Below are 17,107 nucleotides of genomic sequence, written 5' to 3'. Positions count from 1 at the left end.
GGGAAATGTTTAATTTTGCAATCATCATCTAAAAAAATTGATGGACGACCCATACCCGAGTATAATGTTGCTGGCTGAAATCAATTCGGTTTCGGCCAGCTATCTTTTGTTGAATGCAGTAATTTTCGTGTTTTTGCTGATCGCTTCAGGTTTGATATCAGGATCTGAAATTGCTTTTTTTTCTCTCAATTCTGATGATCTCGCTTCCATTCAGGAAAAAGGTGACCCACGTGCTTCACGGGTTATCTCCCTCATAGAATCTCCTAAAAGCCTCCTCAGTACAATTTTGATTCTAAATAACCTGATCAATATCGGTATGGTCACGCTGACCACTTTTCTGGCATGGACGCTGTTTGGGTACAATGCTACAGGACTGCTTATAATAGTGGTACAAACAATCGGAGTGACTTTTGCCATTGTGTTTTTTGGTGAAATAGTACCCAAAGTGTATGCTACCAAAGCCAATGTACAGTTTTCTTTGATGATGGCTCCGGTTATTTACTTTTTTTCCTTTGTGCTGAAGCCATTGTCCTTTTTGCTCCTTTCTGTCTCCAACGTGATTGAAAAAAGAATAGAAAGAAGAGGGTTTTCGCTTTCTGTAGACGAGCTCAACCAAGCTTTGGAAATTACAACCGAGGATACGAGCGAAGAAGAGAAAGATATCCTAAAGGGAATTGTCAATTTTGGAACTTTGTCTGTCAGACAGGTAATGAGATCCAGAATGGACATCACTGCCGTAGACCTAGAAATGGACTTCCATGAGTTGATGGATAAAATCAATAAAAGCGGGTATTCCAGAATTCCTGTTTTCAGAGAGACCATAGACAATATTGAAGGAATACTTTACATTAAAGACCTACTTCCCTTTATTGATCTGGGAGAAGATTTCAAATGGCAAGATCTAGTTAGGAAAGGGTTTTTTGTCCCTGAAAATAAAAAAGTGGATAGCCTAATGAAAGACTTTCAGCTAAAAAGGGTTCATATGGCAATCGTGGTGGACGAATATGGAGGTACTTCAGGATTGGTTACCTTAGAAGACCTCATAGAAGAAATCATAGGGGAAATCAACGATGAGTTTGATGATGCAGAAGATTTTTATTTTAAAGAGCTGGATTCCAATACCTTTATTTTTGAGGGGAAAGTGTCTTTGAATGACTTTTGTAAAAAGCTTGAAATTGAACCTCAGGAATTTGACGAAGTGAAAGGAGAAAGTGAGTCTCTTGGAGGCTTGCTTTTGGAATTGAATTCTAATTTTCCAAAAAACGGAGCCAAGATTGTATTCGGTAAATATGAGTTTACCATTTTGGCAGTCGATGCAAGACGGATTAAAAAAGTCAAAGTTCATTTGGTAGAAAATGAGAAGCAAATGGAGGGTGATAACCAAGATTAACGATTTTTATTGCAAAATAATATTTTGAGTTTTTATCATTTTACAACATTATTGATTTCATAATGAATCCTCTATTTTTTTGAAAACGTTTACTTCACAAAGAAACATTCATTTTTGACCAAAAATTTTTAAATTAATATCTGATCAACTGATTTTTCATGATTTAGTGTAAAAAATAAATCATTAGCTTCTTTTTATATCCCAATAAATTGATAATTGTATAGATTCATTAAATTCTGGTTAATTTTTAAACCAATAATTTAATTTCTTTTAATTTAAAAAATGGCCTATTTATATGTAAACTATTCATTTTAATACCCTGTTTTTTGTGTTGGTTTTAATAAAAGGAAATTTTTTTGTAATTTTTGCATCCAATTTGATTAAACCTATATTAAACCAAACATACATGAATCAAGGACTTTATCGTGAGGAATTTGAACACGATTCCTGTGGGATTGGAGCAGTAGTCAACGTAAAGGGGGTAAAAAGTCACGAAACCATCAGCGATGCGCTGTTCATGTTGAGCAACATGGAGCACAGGGGTGGTCGCGGAAGTGACCCTAAGACGGGAGACGGTGCAGGCATCCTCATACAGATACCGCATACATTTTTGGAAGAAGTTACTTCAAGAGCTGGATTTGATCTTCCAGAAGAGGGAAGCTATGGAGTAGGAATGACTTTCTTTCCGAGAAATAAGCAACTTTATAAGAAATCCAAAGAGCAGCTTAAAAAGATCATTGATGAGCTAGGCTTTAAATTAATTGGCTACCGGGAAGTACCTGTAGATGAAACTGTGCCTGGTTCCGGTGCGCTTGAGGTGATGCCAAATATTGAAATGGTATTTGTCAAGCACAAAGACGGTCTTAGTGACATAGACCTGGAAAGAAAACTGTACGTGTTGAGAAACTATGCTACAAATGTGATCAACCAGACTATTCCCGGTGTTAACTCTGCTTTTTATTTTGCCAGTTTCTCCGCCTTTACTTTAATTTATAAAGGTCAGCTGAGAACTGATCAGGTTTTGCCATTTTATAAGGATCTTCAAAATAATAAAATTACCTCTGGTCTGGCGATTGTTCACTCAAGATTTTCGACCAACACTTTTCCCAACTGGCGTTTGGCCCAGCCTTTCAGGTACCTTTCGCACAATGGTGAAATCAATACCATCAGGGGTAACCTCAATAAGATGAAGTCCAAGCAGACCCTGATGAGGTCTATTTATTTTACAGATGATGAGCTCAGTAAGCTGATGCCCATCACCAATAAGCTTAATTCAGATTCTGCCAACCTTGACGCCATGGTGGAATTGCTGACTTTGAGTGGCAGGTCACTTCCTCATGTGATGATGATGTTGGTTCCCGAAGCCTGGCAGGACAATCAGACCATGGATAAGGATAGGAAAGCTTTTTATAAATTCCATGCAGCCCTAATGGAGCCATGGGATGGACCTGCGGCCCTGTTGTTTACCGATGGTAAATCTCTTGGAGCTACACTTGACAGAAACGGCTTGAGGCCCTTGAGGTATTTTGTTACCAGTGATGACAGGCTGATTCTTTCTTCCGAAGCAGGGGCATTACCTATTAGAGAGGCGACTGTGACAGATAAAGGACGCATCAGTCCTGGACGTATGCTTCTTGCTGACTTACAAAAAGGTAAGATTTTCTATGATGATGAAATCAAGTCCACGGTTTGTGACAATAAACCATACGACTCCTGGGTCAAAGAAGAAAGGTTGAAACTCAGGCTGATGCCGGATCCCAAGACGCTTGAAAATCCTTATTCACTTGAAGATATCAAAAAGAGACAAACGGTATTTGGATACACTGCAGAAGAGATTAAAGTTGTCTTGGCTCCTATGGGAGATACTGGTTATGAACCTATTGGATCAATGGGGGCGGATACACCTTTGGCAGTTTTATCCAAGCAGAGTCAACACATCTCCAATTATTTTAAGCAGCTTTTTGCGCAGGTAAGTAATCCACCCATCGACCCTATCAGGGAGAGGTTGGTGATGTCACTATTTACAAGGATAGGAGAAAGCCATAATATCCTTGCAGAAAGCCCGAGACATACCAGGCAGATCCATATTTCACAGCCGGTATTGCTCAATGAGGATTTGGAGAAATTAAAGCACCTGGAAGATCAAGGTTATCGTGCGGTGACATTGTACGCCCATTTTGAAGTTGACCATCAGCCGGGCAGGTTATTAGAAGCCTTGGATCATCTTTGCAGACAGGCAGAAGGGGCAATCTATGCCGGGAAGAATATCATCATTATTTCTGATAGAAACAGTGATGAAAGCCATGCTCCCATCCCTTCACTTATTGCGATTGGGGCGGTGCACCATCACCTTATTAAGAAGAAACTGAGAACCAGAGCCGGCTTGGTGTTAGAAGCAGGAGATATACGTGAAACCCACCACTTTGCGACGGTAATCGGCTATGGGGCTTCAGCTATCAATCCATATTTAGCTTTGGAATCACTCGCTTTTTTGAACGAAAAGGGTGCCTTGAGCAAAAAGCTTGATCAGAAAGACTTATTTGCAAATTATCAAAATGCCATAGGAAAGGGCTTGCTTAAAGTACTTTCCAAAATGGGTATTTCCACCCTACAATCTTATCAGAGTGCCCAGATTTTTGAGGCAATCGGTTTAGGTCCTGAAGTGATTGACAGGTGTTTTAAAGGCACAGTAAGCCGTATATCTGGAATTTCATTTGACGAGCTAGCAGAGGAAGTTCTCATCAGGCATCATGCTGCCTACAAGACTGAGAGTCCAATTTTGGAAGCAGGAGGGGTGTATCAATGGAAGAGAAGAGGTGAAAAACACCTTTTCAATCCTGAGACCATCCACTTACTTCAAAAATCCACCCGCCTTGGGGATTATCAATTGTACAAGAAATTTGCCCAGAAAATAAATGATCAGACTAGGGATGCATTGACACTGAGGGGCTTATTTGAATTTAAAAAGAGAATATCTATTCCTTTGGAAGAGGTGGAGCCTGCAGAGTCCATCATGAGACGTTTTGCCACAGGAGCTATGTCGTTTGGTTCGATTTCCCATGAGGCGCATTCCACTCTGGCAATAGCCATGAACCGAATAGGCGCTAAGAGTAATTCTGGAGAAGGCGGGGAAGATGAAATCAGATTTGAGAGAAAAGAAAATGGAGATTGGGAAAGATCAGCGATCAAGCAGGTGGCTTCCGGTAGGTTTGGGGTGACAAGTAATTACCTCTCCCATGCCGACGAGCTTCAGATCAAAATGGCACAAGGTGCCAAGCCTGGGGAAGGCGGCCAATTGCCCGGACACAAAGTAGATGATTGGATAGGCAGGGTAAGGCATTCTACTCCAGGGGTTGGGTTGATCTCCCCTCCCCCACACCATGATATCTATTCTATTGAGGATTTGGCGCAGTTGATTTATGACCTGAAAAATGCCAATAGAAAAGCAAGGATTAACGTCAAGCTAGTATCTCAAGCCGGAGTAGGGACTGTAGCGGCCGGTGTTGCCAAAGCACAATCTGACGTGATACTCATTTCAGGTGCAGATGGAGGGACAGGAGCTTCTCCATTAAGTTCTATCCGTCATGCTGGATTGCCTTGGGAGCTTGGGCTTTCTGAAGCGCATCAGACCTTGGTGAAAAACAACCTGAGAAGCCGTGTAGTCCTACAGACTGATGGTCAGATCAGAACAGGCAGAGACTTGGCCATCGCTACTCTTTTGGGGGCTGAGGAATGGGGCATTTCTACCGGAGCCTTGGTGGTCGAAGGTTGCATAATGATGAGGAAATGCCACTTGAATACATGTCCTGTAGGCATAGCTACACAAAACCCCGAGCTGAGAAAGTTATTTACCGGAGACCCAGATCATGTGGTCAACTATTTTAAATTCCTGGCGGAAGACCTTCGTGAAATAATGGCTTCTTTAGGCTTCCATACGGTGGATGAAATGGTCGGACAGAGTGATGTGCTCAAAGTAGTATCTCAGCTTAATCATTGGAAATGGGATAAAGTAGACCTTACGCCGGTATTTCATAAAGTGGAAGTTCCGGACCATGTTGGAGTTTATAAGCAGATTGATCAAGAGTTTGAGCTCAAAAAAGTACTGGACAGAAAGCTGATCAAACAGGCTGCCCCGGCTTTGGAACAGGCCAATGCCGTCAAAGGCTCATTCGAGATAAAAAATACAGACAGAACTGTGGGAGCGATGCTTTCCAACGAAATATCCAAAATTTTTGGAAGTCCAGGTCTACCTGAGGATACCATACACTATAAATTTAGAGGCTCAGCGGGACAGTCTTTTGGAGGCTTTTTGACTAAAGGAGTCACCTTCGAACTGGAGGGAGAGTCCAATGACTACTTCGGAAAAGGGCTTTCAGGCGGTAAGCTGATTGTCTATCCAAGCCGTAACTCCAAGTTCCTTGCCCATGAGAACATCATCATCGGAAATGTGGCGTTTTATGGAGCGACTTCCGGTCAGGCCTATATCAATGGCAAAGGAGGAGAACGTTTTTGTGTTAGAAACTCCGGCGTGGAGGCTGTAGTGGAAGGTATTGGTGATCATGGTTGCGAATATATGACAGGTGGGCTGATGATCAATATTGGAGAGATAGGAAGAAATTTTGCGGCAGGTATGAGCGGAGGAATTGCCTATATTCTTAAGTCTTATCAGGATCAGATTAACACTGAGATGGTCGACCTAGATCCTCTAAACGAGGATGATTTTGTGACGATCAAGCAAAAGCTGATTACACACGTGGCACTGACTAAAAGTGAGTTAGGAACTGAATTTGTTGACAATTGGGAAGAGTACAAGACCAAGTTTGTAAAGGTTATCCCTCGGGATTATAAAGAAGTATTGAGAAAAAGAGCATTGGAGAAATCAACAACATTGATTTAAGATGGGAGCTAAAGAAGGATTTATCAAATATAAAAGAGAATTACCTCAGTCCAGAAAGCCTGAGGAGAGAATAAAGGATTACAAGGAGATATATGAACCTTTTGATGGGGAAAAACTCAACAATCAGGCAGCACGCTGCATGGATTGTGGCATTCCCTTCTGTCATCAGGGCTGCCCTTTGGGCAATGTCATTCCTGATTTCAATGATGCGGTTTACAGGCATGAATGGGAAGAGGCTTACCATATCCTGCGCAGTACCAATAATTTTCCGGAGTTTACCGGTAGAATTTGCCCAGCGCCATGTGAGGCGTCTTGTGTATTGGGAATCAATAAAGATCCTGTCACCATTGAGCTGATAGAGAAACATATCGCAGAGCAGGCTTACGAAAACGGGCATGTGATTGCCAATCCTCCTAAAAACAGGACAGGGAAAAAGGTAGCAGTGATCGGATCGGGTCCTGCAGGACTTGCCGCTGCAGACCAATTGAATCAAGCAGGACATGAAGTGACAGTATTTGAAAAGGATCAAAAGCCAGGTGGCTTACTTAGGTACGGAATTCCGGATTTCAAACTGGAAAAATGGGTGATTGACCGCAGGCTAAAAGTAATGGAGGATGAAGGGGTGATCTTCAGCAATGGTACTGATGTAGGCTTTAATATCAAAGCCGAAAATATCTTGCGAAATTATGATGCCGTCCTACTTGCAACCGGAGCCCAACAGCCTCGGGAGTTGAATATAAAAGGAGCAGACCTTAAAGGTGTGCATTTTGCCATGGAGTTTTTGGGAAAACAAAATCAAGTAGTAGGAGAAGAGTTAAAAGAAAATCCCATCTCTGCCAAAGATAAACATGTGATAGTAATAGGAGGTGGAGATACAGGCTCGGATTGTATTGGAACGTCCAATAGACATGGAGCGAAGAGTATTACCCAGTTGGAGTTGTTGCCAAAGCCACCGAAACAGAGAACCGTGCTGAATCCTTGGCCGGAATGGCCTATGACCCTAAAGACTTCCTCATCCCATGAGGAAGGTGCCGAAAGGGTCTTTTCTATTCTTACCAAAGAGTTTGTGGGAAATGAAAAGGGAGAAGTGACCGGGCTGGTGCTCGTGGATATTGAGTGGAAAGAAGAAAATGGAAGAATGCAGTTTGTGGAAATACCAGGTAGTGAAAGAACTCTGCCATGTGACCTGGCATTCCTGGCAATAGGATATACAGGTCCTGCCAAAAATGGTTTGCTTGAAGCATTTGGTGTTCAAACACTTGAAAACTCTCTTCCTAAATCCAGAGAATACCAAAGTACTAACAAAAAAGTGTTTTTGGCCGGAGATATGCGCAGAGGCCAATCTTTAGTAGTATGGGCCATTTCAGAAGGTAGGGAGGCTGCGGTAAAAGTGGATGAATTTTTAATGGGTAGCTCATCTTTGCCGAGGAAGGATGAAGGATACTATGAAGTGGAGGAAGATATCCTCACAGATTAAAAATGAAGCAATAAGCCTAAAATAAGAGTAAGCGTGATAGTAAGTTTAGTTTGACCAGCCACCACTGGCTGACTAAAAAAAGATCAGGTTGATGACCTTTTCTTTTTACAAAAAAAAGCAGGCCAAAAACCTGCTTTTTTTCATTGTATCCCTTCCGGGTTTATTAACCAACCTATCTATGAAAATTTAATATTATGAGCGCTCTCGGTGAGAAGCTCTAGGTCCATCATGCCTAGAGCCTTTTTTGTGAGGGCCACCTTTTCTAAATTGCTTCCTACGCTCCTCATTCCCCTTTCTCATTTCAGCACCACGTTTTCTGTTTTCTTCTCTCAGTTCGTTCCACTTTTCTACCTGCTCTGGTGATAGAATTGCTTCCATCTGGGTTTTGTGGGCTTCGCGGTTCTGCTTGAGCTCGTTTCTTCTGGCTTCCATCTGAGCTTTCCTGGCTTCAGCTGTCTGAAGGTTAAGCTCATAAACCTGTTTTTTCTGAGCTTCTGTCAGTTCCAGTCTTTCCGCCAACCTCTCTGCTGACTTTTCAGCCCTTTCTTCAGAGCTTGGCATTTTTCTAGGGTTTTCTCTCTGAGCAAATGCAGTGGCAAAAGTCAAAGAAAATATTGCGGCAATCATCAATAGCTTTTTCATGTCTGTATCTTTTTAAATGAAAATCAATTTTTAACTTGTCCCTGAGACAGCAGGCTTTCCTAGGCTAAGCTGTATCTGTTGCGAGGGATTTGTTGATTAGACTGTGAAGTGTGATGCAGGTTTAATCCAGTTTTGAATTAAAATGTTAATAAATCTTAATTAAAGAATGGGGAAGATTTACTACTTCGCGTATGCAAGTAACCTTGATGTAGCTACATTGGATAGCCGTGTAGGAGCTACTGTTTCAAAAGTTGGATTGGGTCTATTGCCTCAATACGGCTTCCGTTTCAATTTTCGCAATCCTGATGGATCTGCCAGGGCCAATATTGTTCCCAGCCCAAACGAATCGGTGTATGGGGTAGTTTTCGAGATTTCTGAATCTGCAAAAGAACACTTTCTTACTTCAGAGCCAGGCTATGAGTTTGTCAAAAAAGAAATAAATACTGCGAAAGGCGCCATTGAGGCATTTGTGTTTGTATCTGAACATATCCAGGAAGGAATATTCCCTGCCAAGTCCTATTGGGAGACCATTTATAAAGGTGGTTTGGATTGTGGCATCCCGGCTACTTACCTCTCCCAAATCATGAACAGGGCCGGAATCACCCAATCACTCCTCTAACTCATCTTGATCCAATAACCATTCTCTTTTGTTTCTTTTGACATATTTCGGTCTGATAAGAAGCCTCAGACTGGGATCAAAAGCTAAATACTTCCATGCCCAAGTAATAAAAATTATAAGCTTGTTTTTTACACCTAGGATGGCCATTAAGTGAACAAATAGCCATACCAGCCAGGCAAAAATTCCCTGAAAGCTGATAAAAGGTAAGTCCACCACAGCCATTTTTTTACCTACAGTAGCCATAGATCCAAGATCCCTATAATTAAAAGGCTTCCAATCTTTTCCTTTCAAATCCGATTTTAGGTTGTTGGCCAAATTGGATGCCTGCTGAATGGCTACCTGCGCTACCTGCGGATGACCATTAGGGAATTTTTCCTCTTTTTGAAAGCACTGATCTCCCAATATGTATATGTCCTTTTCTCCGATCAACCTGTTGTACTCATCTACGATCAACCTTCCATTTTTGGCTATTTGCACCGGGTCAAGACCTGTAAGCAGATTTGCTTTGATTCCTGCAGCCCATAGTAATGTGATTGTTTTGATAGGCTCTTGGTCTTGAATTTTTACTGTAAAGCCGTCATAATCTTCCACCATGGTATTTAACTTGACTTCCACCCCTAGTTTTTCAAGGTAGAGTTTGGCTTTCTCCTGGGATTTTTCTCTGAGACCGCTCAATAAAACAGGGCCTGCTTCAATAAGTATGACTCTCATATTCTGAAAGCTGAGCTGTGGGTAGTCTTTGGGAAATACATGGTTTCTCAGTTCTGCTATGGCGCCTGCAAGCTCCACTCCTGTTGCCCCTCCGCCGACTATCACTACATTCATAATGGGTCTTTTCTCTTCCACGTTAGAAAGATTAATTGCCCTTTCGTAATTAGAAATGATTTTGTTTCGGATGTAAAGTGCTTCAGATGTGGATTTCATCGGAATTGCATTTTCCTGAATATTTTTATTTCCGAAAAAATTGGTACTGGCTCCTTGTGACATTACCAATATGTCATAGTTCAGGTGCCCAAGATTAGTTTCCAGCAACTTTTTTTCTCTGTCGACTTTTCTGACCACTGCCATTCTGAAAATAACGTTGTCTGTCTTATGAAAAATTCTCCTCAATGGAAATGAAACAGCACTTGGTGACAGGGCAGCTGTTGCTACCTGATACAGTAGTGGTTGAAATTGATGGTAATTGTTTTTATCAAGCAAAATAACCTGATATCCTGTCCCGGAGAGTTTTTGGGCCAGTTTGAGACCGGCAAAACCGGCTCCAACAATTACTATTCTTTTGGAATCTGTTTGGGGTATATTGGGGATCGGAGTGAGTTCTTGTATTGTTATCATAAAAGTCAGGGTTGTTTTGACAAAAGAGCCTTTAATAGATATTACCGATACTGTAAGGTTAACACCTATCCTTGATTTTTGATTCTTAACCTTACGAAAAGATTTCTTATTTTTACCGACCTTTTAAAAAACAATCAGTAATGGGAAGAGCATTTGAATTTCGGAAAGAAAGAAAATTTAAGCGGTGGAGCCAAATGTCCAAGGTTTTCACAAGACTTGGGAAAGAGATTGTAATGGCCGTAAAGGCAGGAGGACCTGATCCGGCAAATAATTCAAAACTCAGGACGATCATTCAAAATGCCAAAGGTGCTTCTATGCCTAAAGATAGGATTGAAGCTGCCATCAAAAGGGCCTCCAATAAGGACGAAAAAGACTACGAAGAACTTGTATATGAAGGGTACGGACCACACGGTGTGGCTGTCATCATAGAAACTTCCACAGATAATACCAACAGGACTGTCGCCAATATCAGAAGTTATTTCTCAAAAGCCAATGGTTCTTTGAGTACATCCGGTTCCGTGAGTTTTATGTTCAATAAAAAGGCGGTATTCAGATTTGCGCATAACGAACATGATCTGGAAGAGTTGGAGTTGGAACTTATTGATTTTGGATTGGAAGAAGTGGCAGAAAATGAAGGAGAAATCTTTGTTTATACAGCATTTGAAGATTTTGGAAAAATGCAAAAGGCACTTGAAGATAAGAATATCGAAATCATCAATGCGGACTTCCAATGGTTTCCTACGACCACTGTAGAATTGTCAGAAGAACAGGAAGAAGATATCAATAAGCTAATTGAAAAGCTCGAAGAAGACGATGACGTCAACCAAGTTTTTACAAACATGGCATAAGCAGGTCTAAGAAAGACTTAGACCTTTTTCTTTGATCCCTGATTGCCAAATTTTTGAAGGACCATAAAAGTGCAATCAGGATTTGAAATTTATTTTGAAATGGCATTTCCAAAAAGAAAGAATATACAGCAAAGCGTAAGGCAACAGCTGGTCATCGTGGGTAGCAAAAACCCAGTGAAAATAGAATGTACAGAGCTTGGTTTTCACCAGGCACTCCCCTATTCGTTTCTTGTAGAAGGCTTAAATGTATCTTCGGGCGTAACAGCACAACCTGTAGGCGATGAAGAAACACTGAAAGGTGCAACCAACAGGGCTGTAAACTCCAAAGCTGTTTTTCCCGAAGCAGATTTTTGGGTGGGTATTGAGGGTGGTGTCGACCATTTCAATGGGGAAATGGTAGCTTTTGCCTGGATTGTAGTGTTGGATAAATACAACAATATGGGAAAAGCAAAAACTGCCTCATTTATCTTACCAAAAGCGATTTCAGAACTTGTTGACGGTGGAATGGAACTTGGAGATGCAGATGACAAAGTATTTCAGAGAGAGAACTCAAAGGAGGAAAGTGGCGCTGTTGGCATACTTACAAAGGGGGCCATCGATAGGAAAGAATATTATCAGCAAGCGGTAGTGCTGGCCCTCATCCCCTTTTTACATGAAGACCTTTACTAAAGTGTTTTCAATAAGCGATAGAGATTATCAATTGGATTATGAAGTCAATAGTCACTACTTTTGTGACTTCAAATAAAGGAAATTAAAATTTTAGATAATGTTACAGGAATTAGAATCAGATAACCTAGATCAGATCATAGCTGATAATGAACTTGTATTGGTTCAATATGGTGCAACTTGGTGCGGAAACTGCCGAATCATGAAGCCCAAAGTTAAGAGGCTTTCGGGTGATTTTGAAAGTATCACTTTTATTTATGCCGATGCGGAAAAGTTTCCCGAGTCAAGGAAACTGGCGCAAGTGACTAACCTTCCTACTTTTGCAGCATTCAAAGGCGGTACTTTGGTCAACCAAATCCAAACCAATAAAGAAGACGCATTAAAATCCCTTATCAATGAGATTGCCGATAATTAAGCATGTCCTGTCCTTTATCGAAGAGAATGATGAGGATTGGGTAAATGAAACCATCGAGCTCCTCGAAAACATGACCGAGATACCTTCCTTAAAGGATGATGAATTGGAAGTAATGGGAGAACTGCTGTCCAACTTGTATGGTACGCTCGAAGTCAACAAAATGATCAAAGATGGTATGGATAAAAAAGAAGCCATGAATGCCTTCATGAAAAGGGTTACAGGATCTATTGACAAGTAAAAAATTAAGCTGAAAGTTGTCTAATCACCCAAATTCTACAATTTAAAAGCTTATCCAAAGGACCGGAAGGTCCTTTTTTTATGGATTGATGGATAGGTTTTTCAGAAAATTGCTAAGTGCTGTCCTCCAGTCCGGATCTGCATCCCATTCTGGGCCTAAATACAATTCATCTCTTACGATAAGCCTGATATAATATTTCACCACTATCCTGCTGGGGTCCTTAAGTCCAGAAGGGTCCAAACCCATGCTCTCCATCAAGTCTGCTTCCCTTCCTTCTACCTTGACCAGTAAAAATTGAACCCTGTCCCTTAATAGCTCTGCATCTGTCTTGGAGGTGCTGAGGTATTCCACTGAGTGAGGATAATAAGTTTCAAATATTCCTTGAAGTCCTTCTTTTTCTGCTTTTTGCTCTGCTTCTATGGCTTGTTCTGATTTTCCTAATAGGTCATACCTGAAGCTGCTTAGAATTCCGGCATCACCCACCGCTCCTCCAAGTTGAACACCAAGCTTAAACACATCCAGGTTGAGGGGATTTCGGGGTAGAAATCTCCTAGCGCTGGCCGTTGATTGGCCAGAAGCCGCCTCCGGATATTCCGGGACTTCCAAGACCAAGTAGTTTTGAGAGCTTATACTTTGACCGATTTGGATAAGTGTTTCGCGGATGTTTTCTAAATTTTTTCCACTTATAGACCATGCCGTGGTGCTGTTCACAATGCTGCTGCTGCCCGAGTAAGGCGCAATATGTAGTATAAATTCCCCGTTGGCTTTTCTGGTGAGGATTACTATTGAAGTAACCAATCTTTTGCTAAATTGATTGGCATAGGCTGTCTGAACTTCTTCTGATAAGGTCAGGTCTTCAAGTTCAAAATACCCTACCGGGTCTCCTCCGGCTTCTACCAAGCCGGAATGCAGACCCTCTGCGATTTCTTTCCAGTCCAGAATAGGTCTTGCAGAAGGTGCATTTGATATCAGCACTATTGACTTTCCGTTGAGGAAAGGTTCAGGTATTCCTCCCTGTGCTTGTAGAGCAAAAATGGAAACGAAAAACAGGTAGCAGGCTGAAAGATATTTCATGTGAGTCGATTCGGGCAATTAAATCTTGCTACTTTTATGACAAAGATAACGTACAATTTAGCGCAGTAATATGAAAAAAACCGCAGGATTAATTATTTTCTTTACATCACTTATCATTTCTACCACCTTTTCCCAGAATTTTGACAGGGAAAAATTACTCTCTGACTTAAAGTACCTTTCCTCAGAAGAGCTTGAAGGCAGAAAGACCGGTTCTATAGGTGGTGCCCTGGCAAGGGATTTTATCGTGAGTAGGTTTCAGGAACTGGAATTGACTTCCCAGTATTCAGGGTATGTCCAAAAATTTTCATTTTTCAACAGAAGGGAAATGAAGGAATATAAAGACGGAGCCAATGTAGTTGGTTTTATTCCAGGAGAAGAAAAAGAGAAACTGATTGTGGTCATTGCTCATTATGATCACTTGGGTAAGCGTGGCGACAAGATTTTTTACGGTGCAGATGACAATGCTTCTGGGACAGCAGCTTTGTTGGCATTGGCAGAACATTTTTCCAAAAACAGGCCAAGGCATTCCATGATGTTTGTAGGCCTGGACGCTGAAGAAATGGGTCAACACGGATCCAAGGCATTGGTAGATGACTTTCCTTTTCCTGTAGAGCAAGTGGTACTGAATATCAATATGGATATGGTAAGCAGAAGTGATGATCAGGTGCTATGGGCAGTAGGTACATTCCATTACCCGAATTTAAAACCTGCATTGGAAAAGGTTTCCCAAGATTCTCCGATTACCCTGTCCTTTGGCCATGATGATCCCAAAGGGGACTTGCAGGATTGGACTACTGCTTCTGACCATGCCGCTTTTCATAAAAAGGGAATACCTTTCATCTATTTCGGTGTAGATGACCATGAAGATTATCATAAAGAGACAGATACATTTGAGAATATAGATCCTGATTTTTTTGTAAATGCGGTGGGTTTGATACTTCGGTCTTTAAGGGAGTTTGACCAAATGGATTGGTAAAAAAGGCAAAAATCGGTCACCACCTATAAATTCAAAATTGACCTTAGAAAGTGCCAATACAGCCCATGGCTTACATTCGCGCTTTCTTTTAATTTTTAAATTTCAGTTTAGTTCTAAAACGATCTAAGCAAACATATAATAAACAACTTTTTTATAGTTGTTTAAAGATTAGACTTATCCAAGATGACTTAAAAAAGAAGAATATTCGGTTTGTCTACTTTATCCACTTATGAAAAAAAATCCCAATGTGTAAAAAACTCATTTACAGACAGATATCCACAATTTTGACATTTCTTTTTAATTGTTAATGGTCTGAAAATCAACGAAATATGTGTAATTTTTAAAGGTGTGTGGATAAGTGTGGATAAATGTGGATAAAAAAAGCTTGCTTTTTTGTATCCTTGAAATTGCTTAAAATTCAATGTTTTTTATGAATGGCTGAACAAGTTTTTTCTGCTTTCGTTACCATTTTGGTTAAGGTGTTTGACCTATCATAATAGAATAATATTCTGCTTTTTTAGAATGTCTTAGTTCAAATCCTTGTGTAGCGGGATTCTAAAAAACCAGTAAATAATATATTATCTAGGAATGAATTGGAATAATGCAATTTTAACACCCTAAGTGAAATTCTTATGAAGCTTATCATTTCATCATTAGTCACACTTTTATTGTCTTTTGGTTTTATTTCTGACCAATCCAATAAAGAGTTACAACTTATCAGCTTTCCTGAATTTGAGGAAATGACAAATGAAAAATCGGATAAAATCAGAATTTTCAATTTTTGGGCAACTTGGTGTGCCCCATGTGTCAAAGAGATGCCTTATTTCCAAAAAGTGAAGGATGAGGATCCAAAATTAGATCTGATTTTTATTTCCATGGACGATGGAAGAAAGCCAGAAAGGGTTACCACATTTATGGAAAGAAGGAATGTCTCTTCTCCTGTTTATTTACTCAATGATGTAGACTACAATAAATGGATAGATAAAGTAGATCCTTCATGGTCTGGAGCCATACCCGCTACGCTTTTTGTAAAACCTGATGGTAGTAGATTTTTTCATGAAGGTGAAGTGACTGAGGAAGAATTAAAGGAAATGATCAAGCAACTCAAATGATAAGACAATGAAAAAAATCGGTTTATTTCTATTCAGTGTGTTATTCCTGGCAGCTCAGGAATTTGTGCAGGCCCAAGACAGCCAAGGTTATAAAATTGGGGATAATGCTAAAGACTTTAGCCTTAAAACCACGGATGGTTCCACAGTCTCATTGACCGGACTTGACGGTGCAAAAGGAGCTATAGTGATTTTCAGCTGTAACACTTGCCCTTATGTAGTGGCATATGAGGACAGAATGATTGAACTGCACAATAAATATGCTTCTCAAGGATACCCGGTGATTGCAATCAATTCCAATGATGCCAAAGCAAGCCCAGGGGATAGCTTTGAAAAAATGCAGGAAAGAGCAAAGGATAAGGGGTTCACCTTTCCATATGCTTATGACGAAAGTCAGGAAGTAATCAAAACCTATGGAGGAACCAGAACGCCGCATGTCTACCTATTGCACAAAGAAGGAAATGATTTCAAGGTCAAATACATAGGAGCAATAGACAACAATTATCAGGATGCCTCAGCGGTGACAGAAAGGTATGTGGAGGAAGCACTAGCAGCGGTTATGAACGGACAGCCTGTAGCCAATCAGACAACCAAAGCAATAGGTTGTACTATCAAGTGGACCAAAGCAGAATAAAAAAAATCATTATTATACATCACTTTACCAGGAGCTTCAATTTCTGATACAAATGGGTATTCCAAAACAATATCAAGAAGTATCTAAATAGGGCTTCTTGGAAAATTCCTCCGGAATTAGAAAGTAGGGTTGAAACTAAATCCTACTTTCTTTTTTTATGTATAAGACCCTTGATCCAGGAGTCAATTTAGGGTTGAAAAAGTACAATTAACGGTCAGGTATTGTATGAAAATGACCTGGATTTTCCGTATGGGCACACCTATCCCATAAAGTTGCTTTTTGGATGCTTTTCTAGGCTGCTTTTTGCTTAGTTGGACTTTCTTTGGCTTTCCTTCTTTTAGCGATCAGAACAGCGTTGGCCGTCATAATACCAAAAAAAATCATCAGCTTCTCCCTCTTTTCCCCTTTGACCTTGATTTTACCCAGACCGTAAAAGTTTTTGTTTGTTCCAAAAACACCTTCCATAACAGTGGCCCTCTGTTTGGATATTTCCGAGCTCAGGTTTTTTTCAGCTTTGCTTAGTTTTTTAGGACCTTTTTTAGGGAAGCAGGTAAAAATCTTTTTTCCAGTGCAGAATACACGGTTTTTGTTGGTAGCATAGATCCTGTCAGCTCCAAGCTGTTTTGCAGGGCCGAAAAACCTTTTATGTTTGGCTACCGACAGCTTAAGTCTGGTACACTCGTTGAAGGCATTGAAATCCAGTTTGTCAATAAAAGTAAGGCCATCAACCTGAAGAATGTGGGCTTTGGCGCCGAACTCCACAGGCTTTTTTTCTTTCCCTCTTACT

General features: G+C 40.6%; 14 protein-coding genes and 1 pseudogene. 11 read left to right on the top strand and 4 right to left on the bottom strand.

The genetic code is table 11. From position 1 onward, the window contains the following. The first annotated feature begins 40 nt into the window (after window positions 1-40). The 3 genes from gldE to EGN73_RS06035 all read left to right on the top strand — a co-directional run bounded on the left by gldE (window position 41) and on the right by EGN73_RS06035 (window position 7,764). On the top strand, window positions 41-1,390 hold the full coding sequence (gldE, locus tag EGN73_RS06045) for a gliding motility-associated protein GldE (protein WP_219287650.1): 1,350 nt from the start codon (window positions 41-43) through the stop codon (window positions 1,388-1,390). A 406-nt stretch (window positions 1,391-1,796) separates the two neighbouring features. Further along, window positions 1,797-6,287 carry a glutamate synthase large subunit gene (gene gltB, locus EGN73_RS06040; RefSeq protein ID WP_219287649.1) on the top strand — a complete coding sequence of 1,497 codons (4,491 nt, stop codon included), beginning with the start codon at window positions 1,797-1,799 and terminating at the stop codon, window positions 6,285-6,287. Window position 6,288: 1 nt separating this feature from the next. Next, window positions 6,289-7,764 (top strand): glutamate synthase subunit beta, encoded by a 1,476-nt coding sequence (locus EGN73_RS06035; RefSeq protein WP_219287648.1) that lies wholly within the window; start codon window positions 6,289-6,291, stop codon window positions 7,762-7,764. A gap of 192 nt (window positions 7,765-7,956) precedes the next feature. Here EGN73_RS06035 and EGN73_RS06030 read toward each other — a convergent pair whose 3' ends face one another. Next, window positions 7,957-8,406 (bottom strand): DUF4890 domain-containing protein, encoded by a 450-nt coding sequence (locus EGN73_RS06030; protein ID WP_219287647.1) that lies wholly within the window; start codon window positions 8,404-8,406, stop codon window positions 7,957-7,959. 166 nt (window positions 8,407-8,572) lie between these two features. On the opposite strand from EGN73_RS06030, the gene EGN73_RS06025 reads away from it, so the two are divergent. Next, window positions 8,573-9,025, top strand: coding sequence for a gamma-glutamylcyclotransferase family protein (locus tag EGN73_RS06025; RefSeq protein ID WP_219287646.1), 453 nt, complete (start codon window positions 8,573-8,575; stop codon window positions 9,023-9,025). On the opposite strand, the gene EGN73_RS06020 is transcribed toward EGN73_RS06025, so the two are convergent. Further along, complete coding sequence (locus EGN73_RS06020; protein WP_219287645.1) at window positions 9,014-10,360, bottom strand: NAD(P)/FAD-dependent oxidoreductase; 1,347 nt, start codon at window positions 10,358-10,360, stop codon at window positions 9,014-9,016. The genes EGN73_RS06025 and EGN73_RS06020 overlap by 12 nt on opposite strands. 140 nt (window positions 10,361-10,500) lie before the next feature. Here EGN73_RS06020 and EGN73_RS06015 point away from each other — a divergent pair, with 140 nt between their 5' ends. The 4 genes from EGN73_RS06015 to EGN73_RS06000 all read left to right on the top strand — a co-directional run bounded on the left by EGN73_RS06015 (window position 10,501) and on the right by EGN73_RS06000 (window position 12,527). Continuing rightward, the gene (locus tag EGN73_RS06015) at window positions 10,501-11,208 is read left to right on the top strand and encodes a YebC/PmpR family DNA-binding transcriptional regulator (protein WP_219287644.1); all 708 of its coding nucleotides are present in this window, start codon (window positions 10,501-10,503) and stop codon (window positions 11,206-11,208) included. 99 nt (window positions 11,209-11,307) lie between these two features. Continuing rightward, window positions 11,308-11,877, top strand: coding sequence for an inosine/xanthosine triphosphatase (gene yjjX, locus EGN73_RS06010; RefSeq protein WP_219287643.1), 570 nt, complete (start codon window positions 11,308-11,310; stop codon window positions 11,875-11,877). 97 nt (window positions 11,878-11,974) lie between these two features. Then, window positions 11,975-12,289, top strand: coding sequence for a thioredoxin family protein (locus EGN73_RS06005; protein ID WP_219287642.1), 315 nt, complete (start codon window positions 11,975-11,977; stop codon window positions 12,287-12,289). Next, window positions 12,270-12,527: a DUF6952 family protein gene (locus tag EGN73_RS06000; protein WP_219287641.1), complete on the top strand. Its 258-nt coding sequence runs from the start codon at window positions 12,270-12,272 to the stop codon at window positions 12,525-12,527. The genes EGN73_RS06005 and EGN73_RS06000 overlap by 20 nt, the downstream gene beginning before the upstream one ends. Window positions 12,528-12,605: 78 nt before the next feature. Here the strand turns inward: EGN73_RS06000 and EGN73_RS05995 are convergent, their stop codons facing one another. Then, complete coding sequence (locus tag EGN73_RS05995; RefSeq protein WP_219287640.1) at window positions 12,606-13,601, bottom strand: NTPase; 996 nt, start codon at window positions 13,599-13,601, stop codon at window positions 12,606-12,608. Between the two features lie 70 nt (window positions 13,602-13,671). Here EGN73_RS05995 and EGN73_RS05990 point away from each other — a divergent pair, with 70 nt between their 5' ends. From EGN73_RS05990 to EGN73_RS05980, 3 genes are all read left to right on the top strand, one after another. Beyond that, window positions 13,672-14,577, top strand: a complete 906-nt coding sequence (locus EGN73_RS05990) for a M28 family peptidase (RefSeq protein ID WP_219287639.1) — start codon at window positions 13,672-13,674, stop codon at window positions 14,575-14,577. Window positions 14,578-15,209: 632 nt separating this feature from the next. Next, on the top strand, window positions 15,210-15,689 hold the full coding sequence (locus EGN73_RS05985) for a TlpA family protein disulfide reductase (protein ID WP_219287638.1): 480 nt from the start codon (window positions 15,210-15,212) through the stop codon (window positions 15,687-15,689). Window positions 15,690-15,696: 7 nt separating this feature from the next. Next, window positions 15,697-16,320 (top strand): thioredoxin family protein, encoded by a 624-nt coding sequence (locus EGN73_RS05980; RefSeq protein WP_219287637.1) that lies wholly within the window; start codon window positions 15,697-15,699, stop codon window positions 16,318-16,320. Window positions 16,321-16,611: 291 nt separating this feature from the next. Here the strand turns inward: EGN73_RS05980 and EGN73_RS05975 are convergent. After that, window positions 16,612-17,107, bottom strand: a pseudogene (locus tag EGN73_RS05975) (transposase); the annotation flags it as partial.

This window comes from Arthrospiribacter ruber (assembly GCF_019343195.1).
Taxonomy (GTDB): Bacteria; Bacteroidota; Bacteroidia; order Cytophagales; family Cyclobacteriaceae; genus Arthrospiribacter; species Arthrospiribacter ruber.
Note: the sequence above shows the minus strand (reverse complement) of the source record. Positions and strands in the feature narration are given on the sequence as shown.

Bases quoted from the DNA above. Each gene is read 5' to 3' on its own strand.
- gldE (WP_219287650.1), top strand. From the start codon at position 41: ATGGACGACCCATACCCGAGTATAATGTTGCTGGCTGAAATCAATTCG.
- gltB (WP_219287649.1), top strand. From the start codon at position 1,797: ATGAATCAAGGACTTTATCGTGAGGAATTTGAACACGATTCCTGTGGG.
- EGN73_RS06035 (WP_219287648.1), top strand. From the start codon at position 6,289: ATGGGAGCTAAAGAAGGATTTATCAAATATAAAAGAGAATTACCTCAG.
- EGN73_RS06030 (WP_219287647.1), bottom strand. From the start codon at position 8,406: ATGAAAAAGCTATTGATGATTGCCGCAATATTTTCTTTGACTTTTGCC.
- EGN73_RS06025 (WP_219287646.1), top strand. From the start codon at position 8,573: ATGGGGAAGATTTACTACTTCGCGTATGCAAGTAACCTTGATGTAGCT.
- EGN73_RS06020 (WP_219287645.1), bottom strand. From the start codon at position 10,360: ATGATAACAATACAAGAACTCACTCCGATCCCCAATATACCCCAAACA.
- EGN73_RS06015 (WP_219287644.1), top strand. From the start codon at position 10,501: ATGGGAAGAGCATTTGAATTTCGGAAAGAAAGAAAATTTAAGCGGTGG.
- yjjX (WP_219287643.1), top strand. From the start codon at position 11,308: ATGGCATTTCCAAAAAGAAAGAATATACAGCAAAGCGTAAGGCAACAG.
- EGN73_RS06005 (WP_219287642.1), top strand. From the start codon at position 11,975: ATGTTACAGGAATTAGAATCAGATAACCTAGATCAGATCATAGCTGAT.
- EGN73_RS06000 (WP_219287641.1), top strand. From the start codon at position 12,270: ATGAGATTGCCGATAATTAAGCATGTCCTGTCCTTTATCGAAGAGAAT.
- EGN73_RS05995 (WP_219287640.1), bottom strand. From the start codon at position 13,601: ATGAAATATCTTTCAGCCTGCTACCTGTTTTTCGTTTCCATTTTTGCT.
- EGN73_RS05990 (WP_219287639.1), top strand. From the start codon at position 13,672: ATGAAAAAAACCGCAGGATTAATTATTTTCTTTACATCACTTATCATT.
- EGN73_RS05985 (WP_219287638.1), top strand. From the start codon at position 15,210: ATGAAGCTTATCATTTCATCATTAGTCACACTTTTATTGTCTTTTGGT.
- EGN73_RS05980 (WP_219287637.1), top strand. From the start codon at position 15,697: ATGAAAAAAATCGGTTTATTTCTATTCAGTGTGTTATTCCTGGCAGCT.